Here is a 16701-nt window from a genome sequence, read left to right as displayed (position 1 = left end):
CCTTTCTTTGCCGTCGTCGTACGTATATCCCGTACTATCGAACCATGCACTATGACGTGGCGGTGGTGGGCGGCGGTCCGGTCGGCATGCTGACGGCCTACGAGCTGGCCCTGCAGGGGGTCAGGACGGTCGTGCTCGAAGCCCTGGCCGAGCCGACGGGCCGGTCGAAGGCGGGCACCCTGCACGCGCGTACCGCCCAGTCGCTGGAGCGCAGGGGGCTGCTTGAGGCCGTCAACGGCGACAGGGCGGGCGTCGGCGGCTTCGCCTTCCACTTCTCCGGCCTGTTCGAACTCGACCTCGGCGTGGTCGTCGAGGAGGGCCCGGCGATCGTCTCCTCACCCCAGGCCTGGGCCGAGCACGTGTTCGCCGAACTGGCCGCCCACCTCGGCGCGACCGTGCTGCGCGGCCACGAGGTCACCGGCCTGACCCAGCACGACGACCACGTACGGCTGGCGGGCCCCACGCCGATCACGGCCTCCTACGTGGTCGGGGCCGACGGCGCGCACAGTGTGGTCAGGAAGGCGGCCGGGATCGCCTTCGACGGGCACGGGCCCACCATCGCCGCCTCCATGGGCGACGTCGTGCTGGAACGGCCGCACGAGGCGCCGACGGGCTGGCATCGCACGCCACGCGGCTGGATCATGACATTCCTCAACCCGGCGGGGCTCAGCCGGATCATCACCTACGAGTTCACCGGACCGCATCCCGACAGGCGGGCCCCGCTCACACTGGAGGAGCTCAGGGCCAAGGCCGAGCACATCGCCGGACAGCCGATCCCGATGCGGCAGGCGCGCTGGCTGACCAGGTTCGGCGATGCCAACCTGCAGGCCAGGCACTACCGGGCCGGCCGTGTCCTGCTGGCGGGCGACGCCGCGCACGTGCACTTCCCCTGGGGTGGGCAGGGCGTCAACACCGGACTGCAGGACGCGATGAACCTCGGCTGGAAGCTCGCCGCCACCGTCGCGGGCCGTGCGCCCGAAGGGCTGCTCGACACCTACCACGCCGAGCGGCACCCGGTCGCCGAGCGCGTGCTGTGGAACGTCAGGGCGCAGACCGCACTGGCCGCCCCGGACCCGTCGGTGGACGCGCTGCGCGAGCTGTTCACCGACCTGATGGGGCTTGAGCAGGTCAACACCTATCTGTCGCGGATGCTGTCCGGCGTCGACATCACCTATCCCGGCACGCTCGGCTTCGCCGCCGATCGCGATCTGGTGACGGCGCAGGGCGAGCGGCGGCTGGCCGAGCTGCTGCACCCCGGCAGGGGCGTGCTGCTCGACCTGGCCGACGATCCCGCCCTGCGCGCCGCCGCCGCGCCCTGGCGAGGACGCGTCCTGCTGACCACGGCCAAGACGGCGGAGCCCGCGCCCGCCGCCATGCTGATCAGGCCGGACGGCTACGTGGCGTGGGAGCCGGGCGCCGAACCGCTGGAAGCCGCGCTACAGCGCTGGTTCGGCAGGCCGGACTGACCCGGTGAGCTGCTCGGGCAGGTCCCTGTCGTGCAGCACGGTCAGCGAGGTGACGGCTCGGGTGAGCACGACATACAGCCTGGCCAGGCCTCGCTCCTCGGCGGCGACGATGTCGGCCGGCTCGACGACCACCACATGGTCGTACTCCAGGCCCTTGGCCAGCGTGGCGGGGATGACGAGCAGGCGGTGCTCATCGGTCGAGTCGGGACCGAGCACGCCGTGCGGCACACCGTCGAGTGCCGCGTCGACCTCGGCGACGGCGGCGTCGGGCACGATCACGCCGATCGAACCCTCCCTGGCCAGCACCTCGCTGATCGCGTCCCGGATCGCCACCCCGCGCCGCACCGAGAGCGACCCGGCGCCGGGCCGCAGCGAACGGGGAGCGGCCAGGTCCGGCGCGATGGACGGCAGCAGCCTGGCGGCGTAGTCGAGGACCTCGCGCGGCACGCGGAAGCCGAGTGTCAGCTCGGTGACCTCGCCTTCCGGCTGGCCCAGATGCCTGAGCACGGTCGTCCACGAGCTGGTCGACCAGGGAGTGGTGCCCTGGGCGAGGTCGCCGAGCACGGTGGCCGAGCCGTTGCGGCAGCGGCGGCCGAGCGCCCGCAGCTGCATCTCCGACAGGTCCTGCGCCTCGTCGACGACCAGATGGCCGATCGAGGGCCGGCGCTCGATGAGATCGGCCAGCTCGTCGAGGAGCGCGGCGTCGGCCGGGGCCCACTTGGCCGACTTCCAGCTCCTGGGCGGCTTGGGCCAGGCCAGCAGGACCTGCTCGTCGGGGGAGAGGTCGCTCTTGGCGGCCTTGGCCAGGAACTCGGCGTCCGACAGCAGCCTGAACAGCACCTGCTCGGGTGTCACGCGCGGCCAGACCTGGTCGACGAGCTGCTTGACCGGCTTCGACCTGGCCACCGAGTCCTGCACCCGGTCGTCAGGCGACTCGCCGCGCTGTTCCATCCGGACAAGTACGGCATGCGCGAGACGCTGGGCGAGTGCGGCGCGGCCGGGGCCGTAGCGCGTGGTGCCGCGCAGGGAGGCGACGATCTCGCGTACCTCGTGGTCGGGCACCCGATGCCTGAAGGCGCCCTTGGAGACGACCACGCCTTCGGTGGGCTTGACGATGTGCAGCCACAGGGCGCGTTCGAGCACGGCGGCCATCCGGGCGTCGCCCTTGAGGGCGCTCACGGCGGGCGGCTCGGCCGCGTGGTGCTCGCCGAGCAGGCCGGGGACCGTCGTCTGGTCCACCTTGACCTCGCCGAGCGCGGGCAGCACGGAGGAGATGTAGGACAGGAAGGCGCGGTTGGGGCCGACGATCATCACACCCGACCTGGCCAGCCGCTCGCGGTGGGTGAACAGCAGGTAGGCGGCGCGGTGCAGGCCGACGGCCGTCTTGCCGGTGCCGGGCGCGCCCTGCACGCACACGGTCTGGGCGAGGGCCGAGCGCACGATCTCGTCCTGGTCCGGCTGGATGGTGGCGACGATGTCGCGCATCGGGCCGGTGCGGGGGCGCTCGATCTCGTCGGTCAGGATACGGGAGGGGCCGATCTCGCCGCCCTGGGCCAGCGGCTCGTCCTCGAACGCGGTCAGCCTGCCGCCGTGGTAGCCGAAGCGGCGGCGCCGTACGACATTCATGGGGTCGGCGGGGCTGGCCTGGTAGAAGGCGCGGGAGACCGGGGCGCGCCAGTCGATGACCAGGGGGCGGCTGCCCTCGTCGTGGATGTGGCGGCGGCCGACGTAGATGACGCCGGGCAGGTCGTCGGAGCCGTCCCTGTCGAGGCGGCCGAAGAACAGCGGGGTGTCGGGGTGGTCGGCCAGTGCGGCCACCCGCTGGTCGAGCAGGCCCTGAAGGACCTGTCGTGAGACCCAGTCGCCCGCGGCGTCGGCGGACAGGGACTGGGCGTGCCGGCGCATGGCCGTCAGCGCGGCGCGCGAATCGGCCAGGTGGGCCTGTTCGGCGCTGAGAACGTCGGTGGGTATGTCGGGGGCGAGTGGTTGTCCGGGCACGCGAAAGCGCCTCCCATTCTGAACGGAGGTGGTGGTCCTGGGCAGCGAATCGACCATCCTAATCGCCTTGGCGGAACGCTTCCAAAGCATTTACCCGGGGTACGGGACGGGGGTGACGCGTGCGCGGATGGGAATACCCCCGGCTCTTCCGACGGTCGCCTGCCTTCTTCTTGCGGCGTTGTGGGGATTTTCGGTCTTTGCCGGATGGGGACTGGCGGCATTCTGCACCGATGGAGAGTCTCCGATCAGGTGTGCGAATCGCCTGGAAATGATCGCCACTTTGTCGGCGATCTTCGCTTTTGTGGCGGCTTGTTGCATGGTGGCTACCTGGCTGTTGCCCCGGCGGTACGAGTCGTTGCTTTTCGTCGCTGTGGGCATGTGGATCGTCGCTGAGGGTGTGCTTTTCGTGGGCGGAATATTCGCCGAGTAGCCGCGGGCGTACTTTGCGTCAACTTAGCGAAAAATACCGAAAAAGCCGGGCATTTCTAGTGCTTTCGACGGATCATGGGGGTATGTCGCAACTGGCCTCGGGCTAGTGGGTTGCACGCAGAGGAGAAGCCCGAGCACGTATGCGCGAGGGGGTGGTTCGATTGTCGACGGCCCGCGGAGTTTCGTGGACCTAGGTCCCTCGGCCCTACCTGCCGTGGGAGGAGCGGCTCGCGCGTCCAAGGTCACCCCTGACGCGCGAGCTCACACCCCCTCAGTGCCACCGCCGCCGACCCCAGGGTGATCAAGGGTCGTCCCAGGGGCGGCCTCAGGGACGGACCCGGATGTGGTGCGGCCACACCGGTGACACGCTGGCACACATGACGAAGAAGAACGTTGTCGCCGCCGGGGCGCTGCTGCTCACCGCCCTCTCCCTGACCGCTTGTGGCCTTCAGGACGTGGGCAAGCCGACGTCGAAGGAGGTCGTCTCCTACGACGTCACCGATGCCGTCGCCAAGCTCGACGTGAGGTCGGGAGCGGGTGACGTCGTGGTCGCCGAGACCACCGGGACCCGTATCCGGGTCACCGAGACCCACCGCTGGCAGAGCAAGCGCCCCCAGGCGAGCCACGATGTGCGGGGCGACTCCCTTGTTGTCACCTACGCCTGCGAGGAGACCCTCAGCAACTGCAGCGTTGACTACCGCGTGGAGGTACCGAAGGGCCTGCTCGTCAAGATTGACAGCGGTGCCGGCGACGTCACGCTGGAGGCGCTGACCGGCGAGGTGGACGTCAAGAGCGGCGCCGGTGACGTCACCGCGACCGGGCTCGCGGGCAAGCGCCTGATCGCCGAGAGCGGCGCCGGCAATGTGCGGCTCGCCTACACCCAGATCCCGGACAACGTCGAGGTCGAGACCGCCGCGGGCGACGCCGCCGTGACCGTGCCCGAGAGCAGCTACGACGTCTCCACCGGCTCGACGGCGGGCGACACCAAGGTCAAGGTCGTCGACGACCCCGCCTCGCAGCGCAAGATCTCCGTCTCCTCGGCCGTCGGCGACATCAGCGTCCTGCGCGCCGCCTGACCCCCGGCCCCGTCACCTGCCTCAGACCCCGCCGAGCACGTCGTCGGCGTCGATGATCTGGTAGGCGTAGCCCTGCTCGGCGAGAAAGCGCTGGCGGTGCGCGGCGAAGTCCTGGTCGACGGTGTCTCGGCTGACCACGGTGTAGAACCTGGCGCCGCCGCCGTCCGCCTTGGGCCGCAGCACACGGCCGAGCCGCTGGGCCTCCTCCTGCCGGGACCCGAACGTGCCCGACACCTGGATCGCCACGGCCGCCTCCGGCAGGTCGATCGAGAAGTTGGCCACCTTGGACACCACGAGCACCTGGATCTCCTTGTCGCGGAAGGCCTGGAACAGCCGCTCCCGCTCCTTGATCTTCGTCTCGCCCTTGATGACGGGGGCGTTGAGGTGCTCACCGAGCTCGTCGAGCTGGTCGATGTACTGGCCGATGACCAGCACCTGCTCGCCCAGATGCCGTCTGACGAGGGCCTCGGTGGTCCTGGTCTTGGACGGTGTGGTCGCACAGAAACGGTAGCGCTCCTCGGCCTCCGACATCGCGTAGGTGAGCCGCTCGTCGTCGGTCAGCGTGACCCTGACCTCCACACAGTCGGCGGGCGCGATCCAGCCCTGGTTCTCCATCTCCTTCCAGGGCGCGTCGTAGCGCTTGGGGCCGATCAGCGAGAACACGTCGCCCTCGCGGCCGTCCTCGCGCACCAGCGTGGCGGTCAGCCCGACCCGCCTGCGCGCCTGAAGATCGGCGGTCATCCTGAAGATGGGCGCGGGCAGCAGGTGCACCTCGTCGTAGACGACCAGGCCCCAGTCGCGGGCGTCGAACAGCTCGAGATGGCGGTAGACGCCCTGCCGCTTGGAGGTCATCACCTGGTACGTGGCGATGGTGACGGGCCGGATCTCCTTCTTGGAGCCGGTGTACTCGCCGATCTCGTCCTCGGTCAGCGACGTGCGCTTGATCAGCTCCTGCTTCCACTGGTGCACGCTCACCGTGTTGGTCACCAGGATCAGCGTCGTCGCCTGGGCGTGTGCCATGGCCGCGGCGCCCACGATCGTCTTGCCCGCCCCGCAGGGCAGCACCACGACGCCCGAGCCGCCGTGCCAGAAGGCGTCCGCCGCCTCCTTCTGGTAGGGGCGCAGCTCCCAGCCGTCCTGACGCAGTGTGATCGGGTGCGCCTCGCCGTCGACGTATCCGGCCAGGTCCTCGGCGGGCCAGCCCAGCTTGAGCAGCGCCTGCTTGATGTTGCCGCGCTCACTCGGGTGCACGGCGACGCCGTCGGCCCCGATGCGCTCGCCGAGCATCGGCTGGATCTTCCTGGAGCGCAGCACCTCCTCCAGGACCGCCCGGTCGGTCGAGGTCAGCACCAGGCCGTGCACGGGGTCCTTCTCCAGCTTGAGCCTGCCGTACCTGGCCATGGTCTCGGCCACGTCGACCAGCAGCGCGTGCGGGACGGGGTAGCGGCTGAAGCCGATCAGGGCGTCGACGACCTGCTCGGCGTCGTGGCCGGCCGCCCTGGCGTTCCACAGGGCGAGCGGTGTCACCCGGTAGGTGTGGACGTGCTCGGGGGCACGCTCCAGCTCGGCGAAGGGCGCGATGGCCTTGCGGCACTCATCGGCGCGCTCGTGGTCCACTTCGAGCAGCAGTGTCTTGTCGGACTGAACGATGAGCGGTCCGTCGTTCACGTGCACCCCCGGGGATTGTGCGGCTGACCCCTATCCAACACCCCGGGGCCTCGTGTTAGTCCTCGTTCGGGTCAGCTGAGGTTTCCGCTGACGCCCAGGGTGATGATGATGCCGAGGCCGATGATGAGCAGGACGACATTGATGCCGATGCTGATCCAGGCCCACTTCAGCAGATTGCGGGCGCGGGCGGGCTCGAAGTCCACCTTGCTCATCGCGATGCCGGACAGGATCGCCGCGGCCAGGCCGCCCGGGGTGACGTAGCAGCTCATCGCCAGGATGATGCTGATGACCAAGGCCACGATGGCATGCGTGCGCGGGCCGTCGCCGCCAGGACGCGGCGGCGCGTAGCCGTAGCCGGGCTGGCCGTAGGGGTTGCCGTAGCCAGGCTGTCCGTATCCGGGCTGTTCGTATCCGGGCTGCCCATAGCCCGGCTGGCCGTAGCCCTGGGCGTACTCGGGGCTGTAGCCCTGCCCGTATCCAGGCTGCCCGTATCCAGGCTGCCCGTATCCAGGCTGTTCGTAGCCGGGCTGGGCGTATCCGGGCTGGCCGTAGGGCTGGTCTCCGGAGGGCTGCTGGCCGTACGGCTGGACGGGGGGCTGCTCGCCCGACGGTTGATGGCCGTAGGGCTGCTGGCCGTACGGGTTCTCAGGAGGGCCGCTGGTCACAGTTTCACCTTTTCATGAAATCTCAGTACAACTCCCAGGTGTCACGAGGATAGACGAGCCCGTAAGGCCTTGCGGTCAAGCTTGAGCACGCTGGTCACCGGCACGGTGTCGACGAAGTGAACCTCCCTGGGGTACCTCACCCGGCCCACCCGCTCGCGGGTCCAGGCGATCAGCTCCTCGGCGCGTGCCCTGGCGCCCGGGTGCAGCTGCACGAAGGCGACCACCTCCGCGCCGAGCCGTGGGTCGTGGCGGCCCACGACGCCCGAGCGCACGACGTCAGGATGGGCGTCGAGCGCCTCCTCCACCTCGCGCGGGAAGACGTGGAAGCCGCCCCTGACGATGAGGTCCTTCTTGCGGTCGACGATGTAGAGGTAGCCGTCCTCGTCGAGGCAGCCGAGGTCGCCGGTGCGCAGTTCGCCGTCGGTCAGGGAGGTGTCGGCGCCCGGCGGGTCGCCCCAGTAGCCGAGCATCAGCGCCTCGCCGCGCACGCACACCTCGCCCACGTCGCCGGGCTCGGCCTCCTGGCCGTCCTCGTCGCGTACCAGGACCTGGTAGCCGGGCAGGGGCAGGCCGACGCTGCCCACGCGCCTGCGGCCCGGCGGGTTGAAGCTGGTCACGGCGCTGGTCTCGGTCAGGCCGTAGCCTTCGAGTATCTGCGTGCCGGGCATACGGCGTTCGAACTCCAGCAGTGCCGCCCGGGTGAGCGGAGCCGCTCCGCAGGTGAGGAAGGCCAGGTCGGGCAGCGGTGCGAGCGGCTGCTCCAGCAGCATGCCGATCATGGCGGGCACGACCACGCCGTACTGCGCGCGCTGTTCGGCGGCCAGCCTGAGGAAGGCCTCCGGCTCGAACGCGCGCATCAGCACCCACTGCTGCGGCTCGGCCGCCCGCATGCCCGCCACCGTGACGAGCAGGCCGTAGGAGTGCGACAGCGGCACCGCCACGACGGCCCTGCTCAGCCCGGCCCGCAACGACAGGCTCGCCGCCTGCCCCGCCACCTGCCACAGCCCGCCGTGACTCAGCATGACGCCCTTGGCCGGTCCCGTTGTGCCCCCTGTGTACATCAGCGCGGCCAGGTCGCCCGCACGCCTGGGCACCGGCCCGTGCTCGGCCGCCTCCTCCAGCGCGTCGAACGAGGCCTCACCCACCACCACGACGGGTACGGCGCCGCCGGACGCCTCGACGGTGGCACGCGCGTGCTTCGAGGTCACCACGGCGACGGCGCCGCTGTCGCGCAGGACGTGGGCCAGCTCCGCCGGGCCGATCGCGGGCACCACGGGCGTGACGACCGCGCCCGCGGCCCAGATCGCCTGGTAGACGAGGACGACCTCGGGACAGGTCGCCATCATCACCACGACCCTGTCGCCCGGTGTGACGCCGAGCTCGATCAGGCCTCCGCAGAGCTTGCGCGCCCGCGTCGCCAGAGCGGGCGCCGGATGCCATGCGCCCTCGAAGTACAGGGCGTCGCGCTCGCCGTACCTTTCCCACGACCGCTCGGCCAGGTGGCCCAGTGTGTGCTCCATGCCGTCAAGGTGAGCGGCGGCGGCGCTCGCGTCAATGGGCGGCGGGTCGGTCAGGGGGTCTTGGCCAGGTCGGTCACGCCGGTGATGCGATGCAGGGCGAAGCGGTGCACGGCGGCGCGGGTCTCGTCATAGGCGGTCAGATAGCCGCCCTCCATCCTGGCGGGCTCCAGGATGCGGCTGGTGGCGTTGCCCTGGGAGTCGAGATAGCCGATCCACACGCGGGTGCCCGTCCGGATCGCGTCCTGCAACGCCGAGATGGTCGCGGTCGCGGCGCCGCGCGGCACCTGCCCGTCAGGCGCGGCCACCGGGGCGCCGCGTCGCAGGTGGGCCGCGTCGCCCGCCCGCATGGCCCGCACGGCGGCGGCGATCACGTCGGGCTCCAGGCCGTTGAACGACGACACCGCCCTGGCGACCGGCTGCCCCTCGGCCCGCCTGGAGTCGAGCTGGCTGATCAGCACGTCGCCGTCGAGCGACTCGGCCACCGGCGCGTAGCCCATCGCCCGCAGCGAGTCGACCAGCGTGGCCCTCGGAGTACGGGAGGCGATGACGGTCGGGGCCAGGCGGCGCAGGCGCAACGCGCCCGATCGGCGGTCGGCGGTGATCTGGTCGAGCATCGCGGGATCGTCGCACCGGATGTAGGCCGACGCGGTGCCGACCCTGATCCGGCCGTGCCTGCGGGCCACATCGGTGACCAGGTAGGCCAGCGGCTGCGGCACCGGCGTGGCCGAATGGTGCTCCAGCATGGCCAGCAGCTCCTCGGCGCCCTGCCCGGCGTCGAGCGCACGCCTGATCGAGGTCTCGCTGAAGCGGAACACACCGCCGCCGCCCTTGGACTCCAGGTCGGCGGTCATCGTCATCCACCGGGCCAGGTCGCTGGTCAGCGGGCCCGGCGCGACCGCGGTGAGGTCGGCCTGCAGCAGCACGTGGTCGACCGGCTCCGGCAGCAGGGGAGCGAGCACGGCGGGCGCCTGGCCGGGCTCGGTCAGCAGCGCCTCGCCGTGCGCCGAGAGCGCGCCGAGCCCGGTGACGCCGATCTGCTCGGCCTCGCGCAGGGTGAACTCCATCAGCTGCTCGCGCAGCGGCCCCTGGCGGCGTGGCTGCTCCCAGGAGAGCCGCTCGCGCACCGAATCGGCGGTGGGCGCGAGGCCGGGCGCCGCGCCCAGCACGCGCAGCACCGCGATCCGCACCTCGGGCGCCGAGGCCCTGCGCAGGTCGGTGTGCAGCACGTTGAGCAGGCGGTCGCGTTCGTCGCGCTCGCCGACGATGCCGGGCACCCGGTCGGTGCGCAGCCAGGTCAGGGCGAGCGCCGCCCAGCGCTCCTCCGTCGCCTTGACCCGCCAGGCGTCGTATCCGGCCGTCGGCAGCCACTCGCCGTCGACCGAGCCGCCGCCCGCCACCAGTCCGGCCGCGTGTGCCACCTCGATGACCAGTGCGGCGGCCCACTCGGGCAGGTCGAGGAACGCGGCCGTGCGCTTGAGGTCGCGCACGCCGAGACCGCCGGTGCGCAGCACGCCCGGCGGGTCGAAGCCCCACCGCTCGCACAGCTCCTCGACCGCGCGGACGAAGGCGAACGCCTGGCCCGCGGCGGTGCGGTCGGCCAGGCGCCGGTCGCGCGCGCTGCCGGTCAGCGGCGGCGGCACGGGCGAAAGGTCGCGGTGCACACGGCCTTCGCGCAGGAACAGGCCGACCTCGCGCGGCAGTGCGACCGTCTCCTCGCCGGTCGCGCCCAGCAGGGCCCTGGCCAGCAGCTCCTCGATCGGCGAGCGCGCCGAGCCGATGCGCACCTCACGTCTGGCGTTGGGCACGCTGCCGGTGGCCGGGCCCCAGGCGAGTGCGTCGAGTGCGGCCCTGGCCTGCGGGGAGACCGAGTCGAGCAGGGCCGAGGGGTCGGTGAGCGCGGCGGTGATGCGCTCCTTGCCGGTGCCCCGGGTGCCGGGTGCGATCTCGTCGGCGATCTCGTCGAGCCGCTCGGGCGGGTGATGCCTGAAGACGTCGGCTGCCGGAGGGCCGAGCCCCGCCGGGTCGTCGAGCGCCTTGCGCACGCCAGGCGCCAGGCGCAGCGCCCGGTCGGAGCCGTGGATGAGGGCGAGTGTGCGCAGCCGTCCGACGGCGGCCTCGGCCGAGCCCGGCTGGGACTCGCCCGAGGGCAGGGCGCGACTCGTCAGGGTGCGCAACGTCTTGAGCGTCATGGGCTCGGGCTGAACGGCCATCGTCTCGACGACGGCCAGGGTGAACCTGTCGAGCCGGTCGAGCGCCCTGCCGATGGCCGAGGGGCTGCTCGCCCTGACGACCAGGCCTTCGAGATGGGCGGGGACCGGCGTGACCAACTCGGGACGCGCGGCGACGAGCGCACCCAACTGCTCGTCGGTGCGGTCTCTGATCCACTCGGTGAACTTCCCGCTCATCTGTTCCATGGTAGAGCGCCGTCCGGATCGTTCGAGGGGGTCAGCGGACGGGGGCCGGGGAGGGCACCAGGCCGACGGCCAGCCGCACCCAGGCGCCGACGAAACGCTCCTTCTCCGTCTGGCCGGGCGTCTCGCCGACGGTCTCCTCGAACAGGCGGTAGTGCACGACCGCGCCGCCGAGCACGGTGGCGATGCCGTTCCAGTCGAGGTCGGCGCCGGCGTACTCGGGCTGGGCGCGGAACCAGCCGGTGATCGCGTCGAACATCGGCTGCAGCAGGCCCTCGCGCACGACCGCGACGAGTTCGGGGAACTGGCTGAGGTCGCGGAAGAACACCCGCGTCAGCTCGTTCTCCTCGCGCACCTTGGCCAGACCGGCCCTGCACACGTGGGCCAGGCGGCCCTCCAGGTCGGAGGAGGACTCCATCGCGGTGAGCTCGGCCAGACTGTCGGCGACCTGCGAGCGGGTGCGTGCGGCGTGCTCGTGCATGGCGGCGGCGAGCACTTCGTACTTCGACCTGAAGTGGCGATACAGCCCGCCCGCGCCGGGGGAGAGACCCGATGCGGCCTCGATCTCGGCCACCGAGGTGGCGGAGTAGCCGCGTTCGGCGAAGAGCCGGAGCGCCTCGTCGATGATCCGCTCGCGTGTCGATCTGGTCATTTCTCGCTTTGCCTCCGTAAAGACCTTAACGGCCCGGATCGCCGTCACGGCGCGGCGCGCCGGATCAGGCCGGCCGCGGCCGACCCGCCCGCCAGCCACACCAGAGCGGCGAGCCCGAAGTCGACGAGCACCTGCCAACGCCGGTCCTCCAGGAGGAAAAGGTCGTCGAGGCCGAGGGAGAGCGAGGCGGCGAGCGACTCGGTCGAACGCACCAGGGCATTGCCGGGATTGGCCCGGAAGACGGTGAAGATGACATACATCACCAGAATCAGGGCGGCCAGCCTCGTGCCGATCCGTACGGTCGCCGACAGGGCGATCACGGCGCGTCGCCTGAGGACAGGGGCCTTGGCGGGGGCGGGACGCGTGCGGAGGCCGCCCGTCTCGGAGGTCTTTTCCATCGCCGCTCCCTCGATCGATAAGTGATTGCTTTCTCCTCATCACACGGTCCCATAACCGGGCCCGTTACGGGTAAAGCCCCGGTCTTTGGCATGCTGCTTCCGTGGGGAAATCGGTGGGGTTCGATCTGGATATGACGTTGGCCGACACGCGCTCGGGCATCGCGGCCGTCTACGACGAGCTGGCGGTGCGCCTCGGCGTGCCGATCGACAGCGCGGCGATCATCGAGCGGCTCGGGCCGCCGCTGGAGCGGGAACTGGCCAACTGGCTGCCCGAAGGACAGGTGCCGAGGGCGGTGGAACTGTTCCGCGAGATCTACCCCGAACTCGGCGTGCCCGTGCACACGGCGATGGCGGGAGCGCACGACGCCATCGCCTCGGTGCGCGCCGACGGCGGCCGGGTCATCGTCGTCACGGGAAAGAACGTGCGCGACGCCCGTAGCACGGTGGAGTCGCTGGGATTCGTGGTGGACGACGTCGTCGGATCGGTGTTCGGGGCCGCGAAAGGATATGCGCTCGCGGAGTTCGGCGCCGCCGCATATGTTGGTGACCATGTCGCCGACATCGAGGCAGCGCGAGCGGGAGGCACCGTCAGCGTGACGGTCGCGACGGGTCCTTTCAGCGTAGGAGAGCTGCGTGAGCACGGAGCGGACGTGGTCCTGTCGGACCTGACGGAGTTCGCGTCGTGGTTCGGCGACTGGCGCTCGGCGGACCTGCTCGTCTGAGAGGGCGGCGCGGGACGCCTGAATCGTGAAACGCGGCCCACTCGTGTAATTCGAGTGCTTCTCGACGGTCGCTCCCGGCTCCGTGTGGGCATAACCTACTTCCATTCATTGGCAAACTCCAGCATGAACGAGGTCCCCCTGTGCCGAGCGGCAAGGTCAAGTGGTACGACGCCGATAAGGGATTCGGCTTCCTCACCCGCGACGACGGCGGTGAGGTCTTCGTGCATTCCTCTGCGCTTCCCACAGGCGTGGAGTCACTCAAGCCCGGCCAGAAGGTGGAGTTCGGAGTCGCCGAAGGGCGGCGTGGGCAGCAGGCCCTTTCTGTCAGGGTCCTGGAACAGCCACCCACTCTCGCCAAGGCCAAGCCCAAGGGCAAGAAGAAGAAGCCCGACGAGATGGTCGTCATCGTCGAGGACCTGATCAAACTCCTCGACGACGTCTCGACGTCGTTCCAGCGCGGCAAGCACCCGGACGCCTCTCACGCCAAGAAGATCGCGTCCGTACTGAGGGCCGTCGCCGACGACCTGGAGGGCTGACTCGCATTTCGGGCATCGGACGGCACATCGTGTTTGGGCGCGGTGTGCCGTCCGGCGTTCGGCGGTGTGCCGTCCGGCGTTCGCGGGGTGGTCAGGTCCGGGGATTTGTCAGGGGCTTGGTGCGGGTGATCGCCTCCAGCGCCGCCGGTGCGGCGGACGGGCGAGGCTCGACATCGACATCGACATCGGCGTCCTCGGCCGTGGCTGCCTTCGCCTCGGCGGCGGTGGCAGCGGTGGTGGCGGCGGCGTGTGCGCGGGCGCGGACCCGGCCCCTGCGCATGACCAGCAGCCACACCAGCACCCCGGCCAGGATCACGGCCATCACGCCCAGCCATATCCGGCTGTCGCCCAGGCCCGAGGCCAGCAGCCCGAGCAGGCCGCCGAACACCCAGGCGAGCTGCAGCAGCGCCTCGACCACGCCGAACGTCGACGAGCGCACCTCCTCGCCGATCTCCCGCTGCACGATCGCGTCGAGGGCCAGCTTGCCCAGCCCCTGCGCGAACGCCGAGACGAACGCCACCGCGACCGCCGTCCACACCGTGAAGTAGAACGCCGTCGCCCCGGCCGTCACCGCTGAGAGGGCGAGCGTGCCGAGCACGATGAGCTGCGGCGAATGCGTGCGCGCCCACGAGGCCACCCCCGCCCCGGCCACACCGCCGATCCCGGCCGCGGCGGCCAGCAGGGCGATGGTGAACTGCGGCTCCATCTCGTCGAGCACGGCGTCCTGCACCAGGAACAGCAGGAAGAACACCAGGAACCCGGCCAGCAGCCTGATCGCCGCATTGGCCCGCATCGCCTCCGACACGGCGGCCCCGAGGCTGAACAACGTGCGCCATCGGCCCTTGCCGCGCTCGGCCGCCCCCGCCTCCTCCTCCATGTCGGGCGAGTCGATGTGGCGCGGCAGCCGTACGGCATAGACGCCGAGTGCGAAGAAGACGACCATCGCGATCCTGAGCACCCACGCCGCGCCGAGCCAGGCGGTCAGGCCCGCCGCGACCGGCACCGTCAGACCGGCGGCGAGCAGCGAGAACAGCGCGTTGCGCGCATTGGCGGTGACCATGGTGATGTCGGCGGGCAGGACGCTGGGGCCGATGGTCGCCCTCGACACGTTGTAGGCCTTGGACAGCACCAGCACGCCGAGCGCCGCGGGGAACAACGTCAGCACGTCGCTCGGACCCACGGCCGCGGCCATCGCGAAACACAGCAGGCCCCTGCCGAACAGCGTGCCCGCCATCACGTAACGCCGTCCCGACCTGAACCTGTCGAGCACCGGGCCGACGAACGGAGCCACCACGGCGAACGGGATCATCGTGATCAGCAGGTAGAGCGCGACCGGGCCTCTGGCCTCGTTGAGCGGCAGGCCGAAGAAGACCGTGCCGGCCAGCGCCACGGTCACCAGCGTGTCGCCCGCGCTGTGGCCGGACGTCAGTTCGATGAGATGGCCGAGGCCGGTGCGGCCCGCGCCCTGGGCGTGGGTCAGCCTGCGCGCGGCCCTGCCCACCTTGCGGGTGCCGCTCGCCGCCGCCCGGCCCGCGATCTTGGTGCCCTTGGCCGTGGCCTGTCCCGCCTTGACACTGCCCGATGCGGCCGATCGGCTCGCTCTCGCCGTGGCGCGTCCGGCATCGGCCGCGCCACGCCCGGCGCGGCGTAAGAACTCACGTGCTTGCTGCCAGCCTCCCGCCACGCCTACAAGTCTTACCCGAATCCAGTCCCACGCGCCTCTCGGTGCGACATGGGTGCCGTGGGGTCCGCTCATGGGCGAGAATGAAGTGTGAGCGAACAGCACCTTTCGGCAGAGGCGGTCCGATGACCCGCACTCGTGCACGCGTTTCCGCGCCTGACCAGGCCTGCGTTGCCGCCGTGGAGCTGGCTCGATCGGCGGCGGCCGACATCGCTGCCCCTGGCGAGGCCGGCGAGCACCTCGGCTACGAGGGCGAGGGCGACCGCATCGTCACCCACTACTTCGCCTGCCTGGACCGGGCCTACCGAGGCTGGCGATGGGCCGTCACCGTGACCCGCGCCTCGCGCGCCAAGAACGTCACGGTCAGCGAGGTCGTCCTGCTGCCCGGCACCGGCGCCCTGCTCGCCCCCGAATGGCTGCCGTGGAGCGAGCGCGTGCGCGCGGGCGACCTCGGCGTCGGCGACCTGCTGCCCACGGCCGACGACGACGACCGTCTCGTGCCCGGCTTCACCGAGGCCGACGAAGAGATCGACCACCAGATGATCTTCGAGTACGGCCTCGGTCGTGCCCGTGTCCTGTCCGCGATCGGCCGCGACCAGGCCGCGCGCCGCTGGCACTCCGGCGAGCACGGCCCGCACACCCCCATCGCGCACGCCGCACCCGCCCAGTGCTCCACGTGCGGCTTCTACTGGCCGCTCGCGGGGGGCCTGCGGCTGAAGTTCGGCGTCTGCGCCAACGAGTACGCCCCCGACGACGGCAAGGTCGTCGCCACCGACCACGGCTGCGGCGCCCACTCCGAAGCCGCCGTCACCCCACCCACCGCCGAGCCCTCCACCCCCATCCTCGACGACCTCGACTACGACCTCAGCGACGACGACCCCACCCCCTGACCTTCTCCTTATCCCTCTACGGCAGGCCCCGCCACTGCTCCCCTGTGGTGCACATGGCCGGGCCCCACCGGCCGCCGCCCCTCCAGCCGACTTCGGCCCAGACCGTTACGTCGAGACGCGGGGGCGTCAGGGTGTGGGGCCTGTCGTCGTCGTAGGAGGCGCGTGACTCCGCCGGGCATGCGAAGGGCTGGGCAAGCCTGTCGTCGTCGTAGCGGGGCGGGGTGTGTCGCCTTTCCCGGTTTGTGCTGGTGGGCGGGATGGCCTGCCTGGGAGGCGTTCGGGGGCTCCTGGAGGGCATTGAGCGCGCGGGACGGAGCTCCCGATACCGGGGCGGCCTTCCCCGGGCACCTGGGTGCTCATGCCTGGTCCCCACGCCTGGTCCCCACGCCTGGTCCCCATGCCTGGCTCTCAGGCCATGCTTGCCGACGCCTCGGCCCGAACGCGGAACGTCCATGCATGCTCCCGACCTGGACATCGGGGGCTCTCGCCTTCGGCTCTCGCCTTCGGCTCTCGCAACGTCCTTGCCGACGCCCCAGCCCAACCTAGAAACGCCCAGGCAGGTCCTGCCCCGGGGCAAGCCCTGCCTGGG

Annotated in this window: 14 protein-coding genes; 6 read left to right on the top strand and 8 right to left on the bottom strand. The window is 71.1% G+C overall.

Translation table 11 applies throughout. The annotated features are described in order from the left end of the window. Positions 1-44: 44 nt before the first annotated feature. Complete coding sequence (locus ACTWNK_RS39765; RefSeq protein WP_474310095.1) at positions 45-1466, top strand: FAD-dependent oxidoreductase; 1422 nt, start codon at positions 45-47, stop codon at positions 1464-1466. On the opposite strand, the gene ACTWNK_RS39760 is transcribed toward ACTWNK_RS39765, so the two are convergent. Then, positions 1437-3464: a HelD family protein gene (locus tag ACTWNK_RS39760; protein ID WP_474310094.1), complete on the bottom strand. Its 2028-nt coding sequence runs from the start codon at positions 3462-3464 to the stop codon at positions 1437-1439. The two genes, ACTWNK_RS39765 and ACTWNK_RS39760, sit on opposite strands and share 30 nt — an antisense overlap. 28 nt (positions 3465-3492) lie before the next feature. On the opposite strand from ACTWNK_RS39760, the gene ACTWNK_RS39755 reads away from it, so the two are divergent. Beyond that, on the top strand, positions 3493-3894 hold the full coding sequence (locus ACTWNK_RS39755; protein ID WP_474310093.1) for a hypothetical protein: 402 nt from the start codon (positions 3493-3495) through the stop codon (positions 3892-3894). A 376-nt stretch (positions 3895-4270) separates the two neighbouring features. Continuing rightward, positions 4271-4969 carry a DUF4097 family beta strand repeat-containing protein gene (locus ACTWNK_RS39750; RefSeq protein ID WP_474310092.1) on the top strand — a complete coding sequence of 233 codons (699 nt, stop codon included), beginning with the start codon at positions 4271-4273 and terminating at the stop codon, positions 4967-4969. Between the two features lie 21 nt (positions 4970-4990). Here ACTWNK_RS39750 and ACTWNK_RS39745 read toward each other — a convergent pair whose 3' ends face one another. The 6 genes from ACTWNK_RS39745 to ACTWNK_RS39720 form a co-directional block, all read right to left on the bottom strand. Beyond that, positions 4991-6637 (bottom strand): DNA repair helicase XPB, encoded by a 1647-nt coding sequence (locus ACTWNK_RS39745; protein ID WP_474310091.1) that lies wholly within the window; start codon positions 6635-6637, stop codon positions 4991-4993. Between the two features lie 71 nt (positions 6638-6708). Further along, complete coding sequence (locus ACTWNK_RS39740) at positions 6709-7302, bottom strand: MgtC/SapB family protein (protein ID WP_474310090.1); 594 nt, start codon at positions 7300-7302, stop codon at positions 6709-6711. Between the two features lie 41 nt (positions 7303-7343). Beyond that, entirely contained in the window at positions 7344-8822 is a 1479-nt protein-coding gene (locus ACTWNK_RS39735) for an AMP-binding protein (RefSeq protein ID WP_474310089.1), read from the bottom strand. 50 nt (positions 8823-8872) lie between these two features. Further along, the gene (locus ACTWNK_RS39730) at positions 8873-11227 is read right to left on the bottom strand and encodes a helicase-associated domain-containing protein (protein ID WP_474310088.1); all 2355 of its coding nucleotides are present in this window, start codon (positions 11225-11227) and stop codon (positions 8873-8875) included. A 40-nt stretch (positions 11228-11267) separates the two neighbouring features. Then, positions 11268-11885, bottom strand: coding sequence for a TetR/AcrR family transcriptional regulator (locus ACTWNK_RS39725; RefSeq protein WP_474310087.1), 618 nt, complete (start codon positions 11883-11885; stop codon positions 11268-11270). A 44-nt stretch (positions 11886-11929) separates the two neighbouring features. Then, positions 11930-12283, bottom strand: a complete 354-nt coding sequence (locus tag ACTWNK_RS39720; protein WP_474310086.1) for a hypothetical protein — start codon at positions 12281-12283, stop codon at positions 11930-11932. A gap of 101 nt (positions 12284-12384) precedes the next feature. On the opposite strand from ACTWNK_RS39720, the gene ACTWNK_RS39715 reads away from it, so the two are divergent. Continuing rightward, positions 12385-13005 (top strand): HAD family hydrolase, encoded by a 621-nt coding sequence (locus tag ACTWNK_RS39715; RefSeq protein WP_474310085.1) that lies wholly within the window; start codon positions 12385-12387, stop codon positions 13003-13005. Between the two features lie 140 nt (positions 13006-13145). After that, positions 13146-13541: a cold-shock protein gene (locus tag ACTWNK_RS39710; RefSeq protein ID WP_474310084.1), complete on the top strand. Its 396-nt coding sequence runs from the start codon at positions 13146-13148 to the stop codon at positions 13539-13541. A gap of 91 nt (positions 13542-13632) precedes the next feature. On the opposite strand, the gene ACTWNK_RS39705 is transcribed toward ACTWNK_RS39710, so the two are convergent. After that, positions 13633-15225 carry an MFS transporter gene (locus tag ACTWNK_RS39705; RefSeq protein ID WP_474310083.1) on the bottom strand — a complete coding sequence of 531 codons (1593 nt, stop codon included), beginning with the start codon at positions 15223-15225 and terminating at the stop codon, positions 13633-13635. 122 nt (positions 15226-15347) lie between these two features. Between ACTWNK_RS39705 and ACTWNK_RS39700 the strand changes: the two genes are divergently transcribed. Continuing rightward, positions 15348-16112: a DUF3027 domain-containing protein gene (locus tag ACTWNK_RS39700; protein WP_474310082.1), complete on the top strand. Its 765-nt coding sequence runs from the start codon at positions 15348-15350 to the stop codon at positions 16110-16112. Positions 16113-16701: the final 589 nt, after the last annotated feature.

This window comes from Nonomuraea sp. IBHARD001, from assembly GCF_056106265.1.
This window is presented reverse-complemented; position numbering and strand designations above follow the sequence as displayed.

What these genes read in the sequence shown, in the direction of transcription:
- ACTWNK_RS39765 (WP_474310095.1), top strand. Translation starts at nt 45, where the DNA reads ATGCACTATGACGTGGCGGTGGTGGGCGGCGGTCCGGTCGGCATGCTG.
- ACTWNK_RS39750 (WP_474310092.1), top strand. Translation starts at nt 4,271, where the DNA reads ATGACGAAGAAGAACGTTGTCGCCGCCGGGGCGCTGCTGCTCACCGCC.
- ACTWNK_RS39735 (WP_474310089.1), bottom strand. Translation starts at nt 8,822, where the DNA reads ATGGAGCACACACTGGGCCACCTGGCCGAGCGGTCGTGGGAAAGGTAC.
- ACTWNK_RS39730 (WP_474310088.1), bottom strand. Translation starts at nt 11,227, where the DNA reads ATGAGCGGGAAGTTCACCGAGTGGATCAGAGACCGCACCGACGAGCAG.
- ACTWNK_RS39725 (WP_474310087.1), bottom strand. Translation starts at nt 11,885, where the DNA reads ATGACCAGATCGACACGCGAGCGGATCATCGACGAGGCGCTCCGGCTC.
- ACTWNK_RS39720 (WP_474310086.1), bottom strand. Translation starts at nt 12,283, where the DNA reads ATGGAAAAGACCTCCGAGACGGGCGGCCTCCGCACGCGTCCCGCCCCC.
- ACTWNK_RS39700 (WP_474310082.1), top strand. Translation starts at nt 15,348, where the DNA reads ATGACCCGCACTCGTGCACGCGTTTCCGCGCCTGACCAGGCCTGCGTT.